This window comes from Bacillus massiliglaciei (assembly GCF_900098925.1).
Classification (GTDB): domain Bacteria; phylum Bacillota; class Bacilli; order Bacillales; family DSM-1321; genus Peribacillus; species Peribacillus massiliglaciei.
Map to the genome: position 1 here is coordinate 279,211 of NZ_LT622359.1, position 13,316 is coordinate 292,526.

The 13,316-nt window shown below is 43.1% G+C and carries 13 protein-coding genes; 4 read left to right on the plus strand and 9 right to left on the minus strand.

The window, feature by feature from the left end:
• Positions 1–248: 248 nt before the first annotated feature.
• Positions 249–2,246, minus strand: a complete 1,998-nt coding sequence (locus BQ4305_RS13300; RefSeq protein WP_110928235.1) for a YhgE/Pip domain-containing protein — start codon at positions 2,244–2,246, stop codon at positions 249–251.
• Positions 2,247–2,364: 118 nt separating this feature from the next.
• Between BQ4305_RS13300 and BQ4305_RS13305 the strand changes: the two genes are divergently transcribed.
• Positions 2,365–3,267, plus strand: a complete 903-nt coding sequence (locus tag BQ4305_RS13305; protein WP_110928802.1) for a LysR family transcriptional regulator — start codon at positions 2,365–2,367, stop codon at positions 3,265–3,267.
• A gap of 50 nt (positions 3,268–3,317) precedes the next feature.
• Here the strand turns inward: BQ4305_RS13305 and BQ4305_RS13310 are convergent, their stop codons facing one another.
• The 5 genes from BQ4305_RS13310 to BQ4305_RS13330 form a co-directional block, all read right to left on the minus strand.
• Complete coding sequence (locus BQ4305_RS13310; protein WP_110928236.1) at positions 3,318–4,259, minus strand: IS3 family transposase; 942 nt, start codon at positions 4,257–4,259, stop codon at positions 3,318–3,320.
• The gene (locus BQ4305_RS13315; protein WP_110928237.1) at positions 4,145–4,705 is read right to left on the minus strand and encodes a helix-turn-helix domain-containing protein; all 561 of its coding nucleotides are present in this window, start codon (positions 4,703–4,705) and stop codon (positions 4,145–4,147) included. Before BQ4305_RS13315 ends, BQ4305_RS13310 begins: the two co-directional genes overlap by 115 nt.
• Before the next feature lie 234 nt (positions 4,706–4,939).
• A complete protein-coding gene (locus BQ4305_RS13320) occupies positions 4,940–5,668 on the minus strand; it encodes an amino acid ABC transporter ATP-binding protein (protein ID WP_110928803.1) in 729 nt (242 codons plus the stop codon).
• A gap of 36 nt (positions 5,669–5,704) precedes the next feature.
• Positions 5,705–6,370, minus strand: coding sequence for an amino acid ABC transporter permease (locus tag BQ4305_RS13325; protein ID WP_110928238.1), 666 nt, complete (start codon positions 6,368–6,370; stop codon positions 5,705–5,707).
• Between the two features lie 31 nt (positions 6,371–6,401).
• On the minus strand, positions 6,402–7,169 hold the full coding sequence (locus BQ4305_RS13330; protein ID WP_407640164.1) for a transporter substrate-binding domain-containing protein: 768 nt from the start codon (positions 7,167–7,169) through the stop codon (positions 6,402–6,404).
• Positions 7,170–7,473: 304 nt separating this feature from the next.
• On the opposite strand from BQ4305_RS13330, the gene purU reads away from it, so the two are divergent.
• A complete protein-coding gene (gene purU / locus BQ4305_RS13335; RefSeq protein ID WP_407640165.1) occupies positions 7,474–8,376 on the plus strand; it encodes a formyltetrahydrofolate deformylase in 903 nt (300 codons plus the stop codon).
• 48 nt (positions 8,377–8,424) lie between these two features.
• Here the strand turns inward: purU and BQ4305_RS13340 are convergent, their stop codons facing one another.
• The 3 genes from BQ4305_RS13340 to BQ4305_RS13350 all read right to left on the minus strand — a co-directional run bounded on the left by BQ4305_RS13340 (position 8,425) and on the right by BQ4305_RS13350 (position 11,091).
• The gene (locus tag BQ4305_RS13340; protein ID WP_110928240.1) at positions 8,425–9,087 is read right to left on the minus strand and encodes an SIMPL domain-containing protein; all 663 of its coding nucleotides are present in this window, start codon (positions 9,085–9,087) and stop codon (positions 8,425–8,427) included.
• Between the two features lie 198 nt (positions 9,088–9,285).
• Positions 9,286–9,480 carry a YwbE family protein gene (locus BQ4305_RS13345; RefSeq protein WP_110928241.1) on the minus strand — a complete coding sequence of 65 codons (195 nt, stop codon included), beginning with the start codon at positions 9,478–9,480 and terminating at the stop codon, positions 9,286–9,288.
• A gap of 87 nt (positions 9,481–9,567) precedes the next feature.
• Positions 9,568–11,091, minus strand: a complete 1,524-nt coding sequence (locus BQ4305_RS13350; RefSeq protein WP_110928242.1) for an FAD-dependent oxidoreductase — start codon at positions 11,089–11,091, stop codon at positions 9,568–9,570.
• A 421-nt stretch (positions 11,092–11,512) separates the two neighbouring features.
• Between BQ4305_RS13350 and BQ4305_RS13355 the strand changes: the two genes are divergently transcribed.
• The gene (locus tag BQ4305_RS13355) at positions 11,513–12,709 is read left to right on the plus strand and encodes a ParM/StbA family protein (RefSeq protein WP_110928805.1); all 1,197 of its coding nucleotides are present in this window, start codon (positions 11,513–11,515) and stop codon (positions 12,707–12,709) included.
• Positions 12,710–12,717: 8 nt separating this feature from the next.
• On the plus strand, positions 12,718–13,278 hold the full coding sequence (locus BQ4305_RS13360) for a hypothetical protein (protein ID WP_110928243.1): 561 nt from the start codon (positions 12,718–12,720) through the stop codon (positions 13,276–13,278).
• The last annotated feature ends 38 nt before the right edge of the window (positions 13,279–13,316 follow it).

Genomic DNA, 13,316 nt, shown 5'->3' on the forward strand with positions numbered 1-13,316 from the left:
AAACCTTCATGATTAATTAACCGGAATAAGGACTTACTGGGTATGGACAAGGCTAAGGCACTATAAACCTAAACATGTATAAGAAAGAAAAAAATCGCCGTCTTTTGCGTGGAACGGCAGGAGAGATGATTGGAAGGTCCAGCTGTTTTGGAAGGCGTCCCTGAAATAGAAATCCCTGCAGCCTAGCAAAAAATCGAATTTCTCGATGAGAAATTCGATTTTTTGTTTTGGCTTTTTGGAAAAGCGATCTAGGCTGCTTTTTTTTCAGGAACTTTAGCATGCTGTATATGGCTTGCAATCCAGCCAATCACGAGCGAGGCAATCAAATAAATAATAAGGATGCCGATTTGTGTAAGAAGGCTATGCCATCCTCCAAGTGAAATGACTTCCTGCAGTTCTCTCAGAGAATGTGTCATCGGCAGATATTGACCGATATGAGTTAAAACGGAAATACCCAATTCTCCTGGGAAGGTTCCGCCGGCACTTGCTAATTGGAGCACTAACAGAGTCACTGCCGCAAATTTCCCGACAAGTCCGAATACCGTTACCAGCATGAGAATAAGAGTCATAAAGGTAAAAGAGACGATGATGCTTGACAGGATAAAGACAGGAACACTTGCCACCTCTAAATGGAATCCTAAAAGTACGACAGCATCTACTAACAATGCCTGTACAAACCCGATCAAATAAACTAATCCTAATTTGTTTATAAAATGGACTGTTCCCGAAACCTGCATATTTTGTCTGCGTCCAAGCGGCAAAATGTTAGAGGCCATGATTCCACCTACGTAAAAAGCAAGAGACAGGAAGTAGGGAGCTATTCCGGTTCCGTAGTTCGGAACATCTGAAAGCTGTGAATCGACCAGCTGAACAGGTTCCGAGAACATAGATGTGGTTGCGTCTGAATAGTGCAGACTTGTTTCTTTGGCTGCATCATTCAGTTTTACTGCCAGTTCATTGGATCCTGAGGCTAGAGAAGCCAGACCGTTTGTCAGGTCATTTGCCCCGTCTTCAAGTTTTGTTCCGCCATCTGCAAGGGACGTGAGGCCGCCATCTAGAGAGGAAAAGCCATTCTGCCACTGGCTGAACCCGGCTGAGAACTGACTGGCGCCTTTATTAAGCTGGTCAGCCCCTGCTGTCGCTTCTTGCAATTTAGTGCCGAAAGTCTGCATTCCAGCCTGTAATTTTTCTTGGCCTGCCGCCAGTTTTTCAGCCCCTTCGCCTAATTCCCTTTCACCTGTCTGGAGTGAGGATTCTGCCTGTGAAAGGCCGTTTGATAAGGCGAGGATTTGTTGGAATCCTTGATCGTCTTTTATATCAGGATGGTCGTTCATATATTGTTCTAATTGTTTTTGCAGCTGATCAGCTGTATCGGCTGCCTGTTCTTGGCCTTTTATTAACTTTTTATTTCCTTCTGACCAAGTTTTCATATTTTGGCTGAAATCACTCATTCCGCTTTCAAGCGACTGCTCTCCTTCATTCAGCTTTTCCAATCCTGTATGGAGATTGTGGACACCTGTTGTCAGAGCGGATGCCCCATCTGCGAGCTTGTCTTCACCATCAGCAAGTTTGGAGCTTCCGCCTTTCAGCTCTTGGATGCCTTCATTTAAGCTATGAATGCCGTCGGTCAGTTCTTTGCTGCCGTCTTTGGCATCAACGGAGCCCTGATGGATCTCTTTAGCTCCAGTTCCGGCATCTGCCAGACCATCGGATACTTCACCGAATTTATCCAGAACGCTTTCTGAATAAGACTTTGTAATATTGTCATTGATTTTTTGAGACATTTTTTCAACAGCAGTAGAGCTGATTTGGGCTGCTACAAAGTTTTTGCCGGGATTGACCTCATATAAGAGCTTGGCCGGATGAGGTTCCTTATCCATTAAGGTCGTCACATCTTTTGAAAAATTCTTCGGCACTGTTATGACCATATAATAATCGCCCTTTTCCAGACCTTTCTCAGCTGTGCTTGCTGATACAAAATGGAAATCGAGTTCTTTCGTTTTCTTCAATTCTGTTACAAAGTCATCGCCTGCGGTAAGGGGAGTTCCATCCATTTCGGCGCCCTGATCTAGATTGACGATGGCAACAGGAAGCTTATCCAGCTGTCCGTAGGGATTCCAGTAGCCGGCAAGGAAAAATCCCGAATAGATTAATGGCACGAGTAAAAGAAAGATTAAAGCAATTCTCCCATGTGAGTGATGCCACATTGCTTTAACATCCTGAAAAATTAATTGTATTCCTTTCATATACGAGTCTTTCCTTTCTTTTATATGGATTCACCTATCATAATTCGAAAGCTTGATACTGTATAATACATAATTGGTTATGAAATAATAGGTTACAACCTATAGAAAGGACGACATGATGGAAATTTTACAATTGAAGTATTTTCAGAAGGTAGCAAAGCTGGAGCATATGACTAAAGCGGCGGAGGAGCTTCAAATTGCACAGCCGTCTTTGAGTCAGACCATTTCACGCTTGGAAGAAGAATTGGGAGTGCCGCTCTTTGACAGGATAAATCGGAAGATCCAGCTTAATCCGTTTGGAAAAATCTTTCTCAGCAGGGTGGAGCGTGCTTTAGCAGAATTGAATGAGGGAAAGAGGGAGCTTGACGAACTGGCTCAGCGAAGTTCAAAAAATATTACTCTGGCCGTTACAATCCCAAGGGTTCTTCCGGATTTGCTGGGGGCTTTTCTAGCCAAATACCCTGATATACGCTTTCAGCAATTTCTTGAATCGGTTTCTTCGATGAAAAGAATGCTGATAGAAGGTGAAATTGATTATTGTATCTCCTCTGTTCCGATTGAAGGTCCGGACCTTAACTGGGCACCTCTGATCACAGAAGAAATTTTCCTATTGGTTCCGCCAAACCACAGGCTGGCCGGTAAAGGAAGCATTCCTCTCTCAGAAGTGAAAGAAGAGGCTTTTATCAGCATGAATACTGGGTTTGGTTTTCGGAGCCTGACAGATCAATTTTGCCAAGAAGCTGGTTTTAAGCAAATGATTACGTTTGAAGGGGATGAGCCGGCGGTAATTGCGGATTTGGTCAGAAAGGGGCTGGGTGTGGCATTTGTTTCAGAGCTGTCCTGGCAGCACCATACGGGTCCGGTGCCAACCAAAATTCGGATAGAGAAGCCTGAATGCAAAAGGACGATCGGTCTGGCCTGGTCTGAAAAACGGTATATGACCCCGGCGGCCAGAACTTTTCGTTCCTTTGTAATGGACTACTTTGATACACTTGCCAAGCAGTTATCGGGAGGGAAGTAGGCAGAAAAAAATATCAAATTGGTAGTGACCCCATAAAGTTAGAGTTTATATTATGCAGCTGGTTGGCTGGTTTGAGTTCGGTACTGCACTGGACTTAAGCCAGCCAATTTTAGCTTAATCCGTATGTTGTTATAGTAATCGATGTACTCTGCTATTTTTTTCTTAAGCTCACCATACGATATGAGTTCTTCCCCGTAATACATTTCCTGTTTCAGAATCCCAAAGAAATTCTCCATGGCTGCGTTATCTGCACACGTGGCTTTTCGGGACATACTTTGAAAGATTTTGTTGACCTTTAGTGCCTTCACCCATTTATTATGTTGATACTGCCAGCCTTGGTCTGAATGAATGGTTGTGCGATAGCCAGCTTCATTTTTAACCATATCTATTGCTTGGTTCAATGGGGCTAAAACCAAATCCAGTGTGGGTCTGTTAGAAATCCCGAAAGAGATAATTTCACCGTTATAAAGGTCTACTATCGGACTTAAATACAGTTTTTTATTTCCTGTACATTTAAACTCTGTCACATCTGTTACTAATTTTTGAAGGCGGTAAGGGGCAGTAAACCGACGGTTCAAACGGTTTTTAGCCACTTTCCCCACCTTCCCTCTGTAGGAATTATAGCGGGATTTACGTGTGAATTTTCCACATTTTAAGTCTAGCTCCCCCATAATTCGCTGCACTTTTTTATGATTGATGACATGACCGTGTGCCTTTAATTCCGAATGAATCCGGCGGTATCCGTATCGTCCTTTATGTTTTTTAAACAATTCTAGAATGATATCTTTCCATTTTTGATCAGGATCTTCTTTCTTACATTGTTGGATGTGATAATGATACGTAGCTTCAGGAATCCCTACTACTTCAAGGACATCGATTAATCGGAATCCTTCTTCGTGGAGTTCGAATGCCAGCGCTGCCTGTGCTTTTCGAGGAAGGCATCCGGGTTCTCCTGAAAAGCGTTTAGCTTTTTTAAATACGCAACCTCTAATCGAAGCAGCTCATTTTCACGCTCTAACTGTTCTTCACGAGATTCTGTTCCCCGCTTAGATCCATTCAATTTTGGTTTTTTAGACATAGGAAGCCGTCCTTTCCTTTTTTCTTCGAGGCCTTCTATCCCTTCATCTAAGAATTTCCTTCTCCAATTGGCAATTAAAGAAGGGTTATTCAGATTAAATTCCATCGCTGTATCATAGTAAGAAGCCTCTGTTTGTTTCATAAAGTGTAATACAGTACGTTTGAATTGAACAGAATAAACTTGTTTTCCCCGTTTCCTTTCTATGCCTGCTTCTCCAAATTCTTTATAAGAACGTACCCAGTTTTGTATGGATGTACGATTTGGTATGCCGTATTTTTGGGCTAATTGATGATAGCTTAAACTACCTGATAGATATTCCCTTACGAGTTTTAATTTCGTTTCTTTACTATATTTCACCATAGAAAAACACCCCAGAACTTAGATTTTGAACTCTAACTTCTGGGGTGCAGCACCATTCCCCACGGAAATTTGATATTTTTACTTATGCTGGATGGAGTCCTTCAGGTTTGAGGGGAAGGCACGGTTCGAAACTGCCGTCTATTCCTCCAGAACGCCTTATCCATTCATTAAGAATCCCTTTCTTCGATCAATGCTTACCCTATATTCTAAGGATTTTCTGTCTCAGGCTCTTTCTCATTTTAAAGAAGTGGTGGCCAAAAACTCTCTGGTTCGCTCTTCTTCAGGCGTATTGAAGAACGATTCAGGATGGCCGGTTTCGACAATTCGACCCTCATGCATAAAGATGATCCAGTCTCCCACTTCACGGGCAAAGCCCATTTCATGGGTAACAACAACCATGGTCATTCCTTCGATTGCCAGCTCTTTCATTGTAGCGAGGACCTCTCCGACCAGCTCGGGGTCAAGAGCAGAGGTAGGTTCGTCAAAGAGCAGGATATCAGGCTTCATTGCCAATGCCCGGGCAATCGCCACACGCTGCTTCTGACCGCCCGAGAGTTTGCTCGGGTACACATCAGCTTTATCCGCGAGTCCTACTTTATCAAGCAGCTGTTTCGCTTCCTGGACAGCGGTTGCTTTCGGCACTTTTTTCACATGTATGGGTGCTTCAATGACGTTTTCCAGCACAGTCATATGCGGGAAAAGCTGAAAATGCTGAAAGACCATTCCTACTTTTTCCCGGACTTTATTGATATCGTGCGTTTCGGTTGAAACTTCTTCGCCCTCAATGATAATTTGGCCGCTGTCCTTCTTTTCCAGATAATTCAGGCAGCGAAGCAGGGTGCTTTTTCCTGAACCGCTGGGGCCGATCAGGCAGACGACATCGCTTTCGAAAACTTTCATGTCGATATCTTTGAGGACGTGAAGGTCACCAAACGATTTATTTAAATTTTTAACTCGAATCATCACTCTTTTTTCTTGTTCCATTAGTTCTTTCACTCCCTATCGGTCACTGACTGCAAATTTCTTTTCGAGTAAATGGACGGCAATGGTAAGCAGAGCCACGAGAATCAGGTAATAAACGGCTACAATAAGCAAATAAGTCATTTCATCAAAATTATTGGAACCGAGTGTTGTCGCTACATTGAATAATTCATTCATGGAGATGAAGGCTGCCAGAGAGGAATCCTTCAGACCAATGATGAATTGGTTTCCAAGCGGAGGAAGCGCTCTTCTGAATGCCTGCGGCAAAATAACCCTGCGCATGGCAAGCGCATTGCTCATACCTAGGGAACGACCTGCTTCCATTTGTCCTTTATCAATGGATTGGATGGTGCCCCGGAAGATTTCAGAGATATAAGCGCCGTTATGAAAGGCGAGTGCGAGTGACGCCGCCCAAAAGTCCGGCAGAAGGAACAGACCGCTGATCCCAAAGTACAAAATAAAGATCTGGACAATCAGTGGCGTTCCGCGCACTAAGAACACATAAACATCAGATATCCAGCCGAGCCATTTAATATTGGATATTTTCAAAAGTGCGAAAATAAGACCGATTACAATTCCTACAAGAATCGATACAACGGTTAATTTTAACGTGAGCCACATGGCATCGAGGAACACGTCGGTGGAGCTGAATAATGTATTGAAAAAATGAGCAAAACTAGGCAAATGGAAAACTCCCTTTCTATCAATCTGCTTCTTATTCAGGCTTAGTCGTGATGTCCTCGCCAAAATACTTTTCACTGATTTTTTTCAGTGTCCCGTCTTGGCGGAGGGCTTCAAGCGCACCATTGATTCTCTTTAACAGCTGCGGGTTGTCCTGTGGAAGGACGACAGCCTGTTCACTGCGCTCGATCAATTGCCTTCCTTCAATTTTAAATCCGTTTTTAGCGGCTTCTTTCCCGGTTACAAAGTCTGTAATAACCGCATTGTGACGCCCGCTGCTTAATGCCTGCAAAGCCGTTAGATCACTGTCATAGGTTTTCACATTTGTGGCATACTCTGCAGCTGTATCCGCATATGTAGAGCCTTTTGAGGCGGCTACTTCCTTGCCTTTTAAATCATCGGTGGTTTCAATATCGCTGTCGGGCCGAACGAAAATTTGCGGTCCCGAATAGTAATAAGGATCAGAAAAAGCCACGTATTTACTGCGCTGTTCGTTGATTGTATGGCTTGCTACGGCCGCATCGGCACGTCCGGTCTTGACTCCTTCGACAATCCCTTTGAATTTGATTCGCTTTGGAACAGGTTCCAGTCCGAGTTCCTTAGCGATGGCTTCTCCGACTTCAATGTCGAAACCTGTTAATGACATGTCGTTCTGAACGTAGCTGAATGGCTTGAATTCACCTGAAGCGGCGAATACAAATTGATTTTTGTTTATGAGCTGGCTGCCGTCATCTAGCTTGTCTTTTTCGGCACAGCCTGTCAGCAGGAGAAATGCAAGTGACAGGAGCAGCATGGCTTTCATTTTCATTGATTCTCTTTCTCCCCCTTCTTGAATGCGTTCCCCAAGCATGCTGGTTCTAATGTGAGCGGATGCCGGGGTGAAGATGATTATGTAGTAAAAAAGTCGCTAAGTTCTTTATCCATACCCATGGAAAGCAGCGATTAACCGCATTTGGGAAAAAAGAGGAAAATCGGCCCGGGGAAATGCGGTACAATTTGTTCTGAAAGTAAGACAGTGGTTCAAATGACGGGGAAAAAGAGAGGGTGAAAGGGGAAGTAAATTAAAGTATAATAAGCAGAAAAAGATAGAAGGGCAGTTGGAAAGTATAGTGACCAATTTTGTGCAGGAACAATTACACCATTTCCAAGAAAAAAATCGTAATACAGGGCGCCTGATTATTAAATGTCCGGATCAGCCCGGCATTGTGGCTGCTGTCTCCTCCTTTTTGAAGCAATTTGATGCGAATATTGTTGAATTAAGTCAATATTCCATGAATCCAAATGGAGGCACTTTTTTTACTAGAATCGAGTTTGAATGTATTCATTTGAAAGATAAGGCACCGCAAATGGAGCAGGCCTTCATGGAAATTGCAGATGAGTTTGCAATGGAATGGAAGTTTAATTATGTCAGTGATTTAAAACGGACTGCTATATTTGTTTCTCAGGAACCGCATTGTCTGCTTGAACTTTTGTGGGAGTGGCAAAGCGGTGAGCTGATGACGGATATTGCGCTTGTTATAAGCAATCACGAGGATGCCAGGGAAATTGTTGAATCTATGCAAATTCCTTTCTATCACATTCCGGCTAACAAGGAAATTAGGAAAGAAGCGGAAGAAAAGCAGCTGAGGCTTCTTAAGGAATATCAAATAGATGTCATTGTTCTGGCCAGGTATATGCAAATCCTGACGCCTTCTTTTGTTGCAGCCCATCCGAATAAGATTATTAATATCCATCATTCCTTTCTCCCTGCCTTTATCGGTGCGCGGCCGTATGAGCGTGCTTACGACCGGGGAGTCAAGCTGATCGGAGCGACTTCGCACTATGTGACCAATGATTTGGATGAGGGGCCGATCATTGAACAGGATATCGGCCGTGTGGATCATCGCGATTCTGCGGATGATATGAAAAAGGCCGGAAGAGCGATTGAACGTACTGTGCTTGCCAGAGCCGTCAAATGGCATCTTGAAGACCGGGTTCTTGTTCATCAAAATAAAACAGTTGTCTTTTAAAAAAAGCCTCCTGGAGCTTATTGAGAGCTCATAGGAGGCTTTTTAGCGCTAATAGGTATAGTCTGCCTGAACAGAGGCTCGGATGGTTAATTCTCCCGGCTGAATGGGCACAGGTGCTGCTTTCGTGAAGGTGCTGGCCTGATGTAGCACAGGGGGAGAAGCTGGAGGAATTTCTTCGATGCGGACAGGCACCGGATGAAGATTAATATGTAAGGTTTGCGATAGGGCTGCTGCTTTTTCACCTGCATTTCGTAAAGCAAGCGAAAGTGCCTGATTATAAACGGCTTCTGGATTAGATAAAGTGAAACGAACGTTTGAGACCGTATTTGCCCCATTCTTGACTGCTGTGTCCACGGTCATTCCTACACTTTCAAGGTCCTGGAGCTCTATGAGGAGCATATGCTGAACTCTGTAGTTCTGAAAAATTTCCTGCCCGTCGACATAATTATACTGAGGGTCCATACGATAGACGCTCGTTTTCATTTGATTGCGGGGAATTCCAAGCGCGCTTAATCCTCCGATAATGCTGGAAATGGTTTGAGAATTAGCAAGCTGTGCTTCCTTTGAATCTTTATTTTCAGTAATCGCGCCAAGAGTAATGACTGCTTCATCTGGTGCAGCTTGGATCATGCCTTCACCTGAAACCGTAAGCAAACGGATATCTGACCTTGTTCCAGAAGGGGCAGTTGGTTTTTTATAAGAGGATTCCATTATTTTTTCACCAGCCTTTTATGATAGTTCCATTCTATTAGATGGCCTTGCTTTATATTCTCAAACCTTTTGTCTGGTTTTGGTCATAAGTCATATTTATTTAAGAGAGAGGCTCTGTGCTAATAAAATGGGCTTCCGCCAAACTTGTAAACATGGAGTTGGCGGAAGCCCGATGCATTTCTGCATGAAATACCTTATTTACTTATGAATCGCTTTCACTCTGCCAACCTGTCCGTCGGTCAGTCTCACCTTAATGCCATGAGGATGGCTGCTTGAATTTGTCAGTATGTCTTTGACAATTCCGGAAGTCAGCTTTCCAGTGCGCTGATCCGCTTTGAGAACGATATCGACAGATGCGCCAGGTGTAATGTCTTTTCTGTTTTGTCCGTTCATATTGCATCCCAACTTTCCTGTGTATTCTGCTGATAATGAGGCAGGCAGTATATTCAGTATAAGCGAAAATGGACATTCGGACATGTCTTATTCCATGCTGATCTTTTTAAGAGGCTCCACAGCCGGTCCTTCCAGAACGTCTCCATCGACCGAGAAGCGGGAGCCGTGACATGGGCAGTCCCAGGTTCTTTCTCCATTGTTCCATGCTAGTTCACAGCCCATATGGGTGCATGTAGAGTCTACTAAATGGATTTGCCCTTGCTGATCGCGATAGCAGCCAGCCTTGCTTCCGTTCACTTTCACAATGGCTCCTTCGCCGTTTTTGATGTCCTTAGGGCTTTTGTCAACCATCGCAAATTTTCCGGCTACGAAATGTTTAGCCACGTCCGCATTATCTTTCACCAGCTGCCCGATTCCTTTTAGTCTTGAAGGATCGAACAGTTCAAAATAAGGGTTCTCCTTCTTTAATATGCGGTCTGTCATAATTTTTGCTGCGATTGTCCCGTTTGTCATGCCCCATTTCGCAAATCCCGTGGCAATTTGGATATTGGGATGGTTTGAGGTAGGGGGACCAATGAATGGGAGACTGTCCTGTGTTTGCAAATCTTGTGCGGACCATCTGTACGGAATCGATTGAACGCCGAGGTAGTGTTCAGTGAAATCCTGTAAATCCTCGTAATAATTATGGGTCGGCACCCCTTGTCCGGTCTTGTGGTTTCCGCCGCCGACAAGGACTAGCTTTTTCCCATTATAATTTGTGTAGCGAAGGGAACGGGAAGGAGTGTCAACGCTGTAATACATACCTTCTGGATAGTCTGTTTCTGTTTCTGCCGCCAGCACATAGGAACGTTCAGCATGCATTCTGGCAAAGAACCAGCCCATTTCATCATTGAAAGGAAAGTGAGTGGCTGTAATGACATGATCAGCTGAAATAGTATGGCCGTTCTCCGTTATAATGGCAGGCTTTTCACCATCTTCTATTTTCATGGCTGTTGTCTGTTCATAAAGCTTGATTCCTGCCTCGGTAATGGGAGGAAGGAGAGCCTCTAAATATTTAAGCGGATGGAACTGTGCTTGATTTTTCATTGTAAGTGAGGCGATACAGGGGATTGTAAATGGAATCTCCTCTGAAAAATCACCGTCAATTCCCAATTTGCTGTAGGCTTCGAACTCATCCTGGAGTTTTTTCGCCATCTTTTCAGAATTTGTGTAAAGAATAGCATCTTGGGATTTGAAATCACAGTTAATCTCATTCTTTTCCACTAATGAACGGATAAATTGAATGGCTTCTTTATTCGCCTGATAATACAGACGGGCTTTTTCTTCCCCATGTTTCTTAATGAGCTGGTCATACACCATCCCATGCTGTGCAGTTATTTTGGCAGTTGTATGTCCGGTTGTTCCATTTAAAATTTCTCCGGCTTCAATGAGTACTGCCTGAATCCCGTGCTGAGACAGTAAGTAGGCAGAAGTAATCCCCGTGATTCCGCCGCCTACAATTACAACATCTGTGTCAATATCATGATCGAGCTTCGGGAATGTTGGAAGTTGTGTGCTCTCACGCCAGTATGGTTCGGGATATTTCGGTAATTGCCTGCTATGCTTGACCATTTCTTTCCCTCCGTTTTATCTGCATAATAAATCATTTTTTAGATTTTAAACATTTGACCATTAATTACCATACCCATTTTTTTATTAATTTACGCACAAACCAGATTTCTTAAAAATACTCAGATAGAAAAAGAAGAAGGATAAAAAGAAAATGATGATGTTTACACTTTTTGTATACAAGTAAACAAATATGTTTTCAAGTAAACAATAAGTGTAAACATGTAAACAAAAGTGTATACATATTGATTTAAAGGGATGTGTACACCTTTGTATCTTTTGTATACCGATTTGTTTACAAGATTAATTCATAATCAGCTACTAATGGAGGATTGACCGGGGTGGTAATATTTCCTATGATGAAGATAGGCAGATGATGATTAGGTTTCTGTCTGCTATAAATGATAAAGGAGATGTTGAAGAAATGAGCCATTCAAGAGTAGCGGCTGTGGATGTCGGTAATGATGCGATTAAAGCGTTATTTGGAAAACTGGATTCTGAATTATATATACCAAATGTGATTGCTAGAGATATAGAGGACAGGCCTGTTATTGGAATTGAGGAGCTTGACCAAAAAGATCCGCTCGAAGGGATACATATTAGAGTGCACTCCCCTGCCCTTTTAGATAATAATGCGATATACAGAGTGGGTAACTTGGCTACAAAGAGTGATAATCCTTCTGAACTAGATATGGGCAGCAGCAAGTCAGAAGAAGACCAAACGCTTGTCATGCTATTTACGGCTTTGGCTTTGGATGCTGTAAAAGAAGAGAACGGGAATATCTTCAAAAAAGTAAATAACGTAGTAGAAGCGAACTATACATTGGGAACAGGACTTCCTTTACGTGAAGTAAAAGAAGGTAAAGATGTTGGATACCGTTCGAAACTTCTAGGATCTGTTCACCAGGTTGAATTCCTGATTACACCGAAGTATCAGGGCATTAAGGTTAATATTAAATTTGATGAAGTGAAAGTATACCCGGAAGGATTTGCCGCTTATATCAATCTAGTAATGGATAGTGATTTGAATATCATTAACCGTGACTTGATTGACAAGCCAATTCTTATTCAGGATATCGGCGGCCTTTCTACTGATATTGCTGTTATCAAAAACCGCCGGGTAGATGATGATAAAGCGCAGGGCTTTAACTTGGGAGTTGCAGAAGCGTTAGAATCCATCCGCGAGGAAATCAGGAAGAAGCACGGAGTAGAGCTGGACAGCCGAAGAGATGTAGTGGAGATTATTACGAAGAAAAATGACCGCAATCATATTATGGTGCGCGGAAGCCGTACGAATGTTCACGATATTGTGGACAGGATTTTAGGAGAATTGGCCAAGAAGCAATACCGTCATCTCCGAAATGTATGGCAAAAAAATTCCCAGACAGAAATCTGCTATTTTGTCGGAGGCGGTTCTGTCGTATTGAAAGATTACTTAAAAACATTGAACAATAATTTTGATGGATATAACATTGATTTCTTTGAGGATGAAAAGGAAAGTATCTGGATGATGGCCAATGCTTATTATAAGTTGATCAGTGATCATCTGCGCCGTGAAAATAAAGAGCAGCAGGCTTCTGACAAAAAGAAAGAACAAGTAGCAAGTCCTGTTAAGAAATAGGAAACAGAATGAAAAAAAATTCTGTTCCTGAGATAAAAAGAGGCCAAGCTATCACTTTCCGTATTCCTCAGGATACACCGGACCATGTTTTACGGCAGCTTCAAAAGCTTAAAGAAACAGAACGCCGAAACTTTTCTAGTAAACTGGCAGAAATGGTTCTGCAGGGCGTTCAACGATCAAACCATCAGGACAGGGAACTTGTTACGCTCCCCCTTCCGCATCAGTTAAGCAAGTCACAGCGGGATTGGCTGAAGCATGCTCATTCTGAAGCTTTGCTTGGAACTATCCTGTACAACCTGCTTTCTGATCCGCTTAGAGCGACCGCTTTATTGACTTCGCTGAATGGGTCCTCTTCGATACCGGAGCCTGAGCCAATCAGGGAAATCGAAAAAGAGCCGGTTCAGGAGTCAGCGGAAGTCAAAGACGAAGCCAATGATGAATTGGACGAGCTGGCTTTCGACGATTTCACATGGGAATCATCTGAATCCGAAAAAGCAGAAAAACCAGAAAAACCAGAAGAACAGCTGGATGATTTGCTTGGAGATTTCCTTGCACAAATGAATAAATAAGAAAGGCCGTGCGGTGAAAACCGGACGGCTTTTCTTAT

What these genes read in the sequence shown, in the direction of transcription:
- BQ4305_RS13300 (WP_110928235.1), bottom strand. Translation starts at nt 2,246, where the DNA reads ATGAAAGGAATACAATTAATTTTTCAGGATGTTAAAGCAATGTGGCAT.
- BQ4305_RS13305 (WP_110928802.1), top strand. Translation starts at nt 2,365, where the DNA reads ATGGAAATTTTACAATTGAAGTATTTTCAGAAGGTAGCAAAGCTGGAG.
- BQ4305_RS13315 (WP_110928237.1), bottom strand. Translation starts at nt 4,705, where the DNA reads ATGGTGAAATATAGTAAAGAAACGAAATTAAAACTCGTAAGGGAATAT.
- BQ4305_RS13320 (WP_110928803.1), bottom strand. Translation starts at nt 5,668, where the DNA reads ATGATTCGAGTTAAAAATTTAAATAAATCGTTTGGTGACCTTCACGTC.
- BQ4305_RS13330 (WP_407640164.1), bottom strand. Translation starts at nt 7,169, where the DNA reads ATGAAAGCCATGCTGCTCCTGTCACTTGCATTTCTCCTGCTGACAGGC.
- BQ4305_RS13340 (WP_110928240.1), bottom strand. Translation starts at nt 9,087, where the DNA reads ATGGAATCCTCTTATAAAAAACCAACTGCCCCTTCTGGAACAAGGTCA.
- BQ4305_RS13345 (WP_110928241.1), bottom strand. Translation starts at nt 9,480, where the DNA reads ATGAACGGACAAAACAGAAAAGACATTACACCTGGCGCATCTGTCGAT.
- BQ4305_RS13350 (WP_110928242.1), bottom strand. Translation starts at nt 11,091, where the DNA reads ATGGTCAAGCATAGCAGGCAATTACCGAAATATCCCGAACCATACTGG.
- BQ4305_RS13355 (WP_110928805.1), top strand. Translation starts at nt 11,513, where the DNA reads ATGAGCCATTCAAGAGTAGCGGCTGTGGATGTCGGTAATGATGCGATT.
- BQ4305_RS13360 (WP_110928243.1), top strand. Translation starts at nt 12,718, where the DNA reads ATGAAAAAAAATTCTGTTCCTGAGATAAAAAGAGGCCAAGCTATCACT.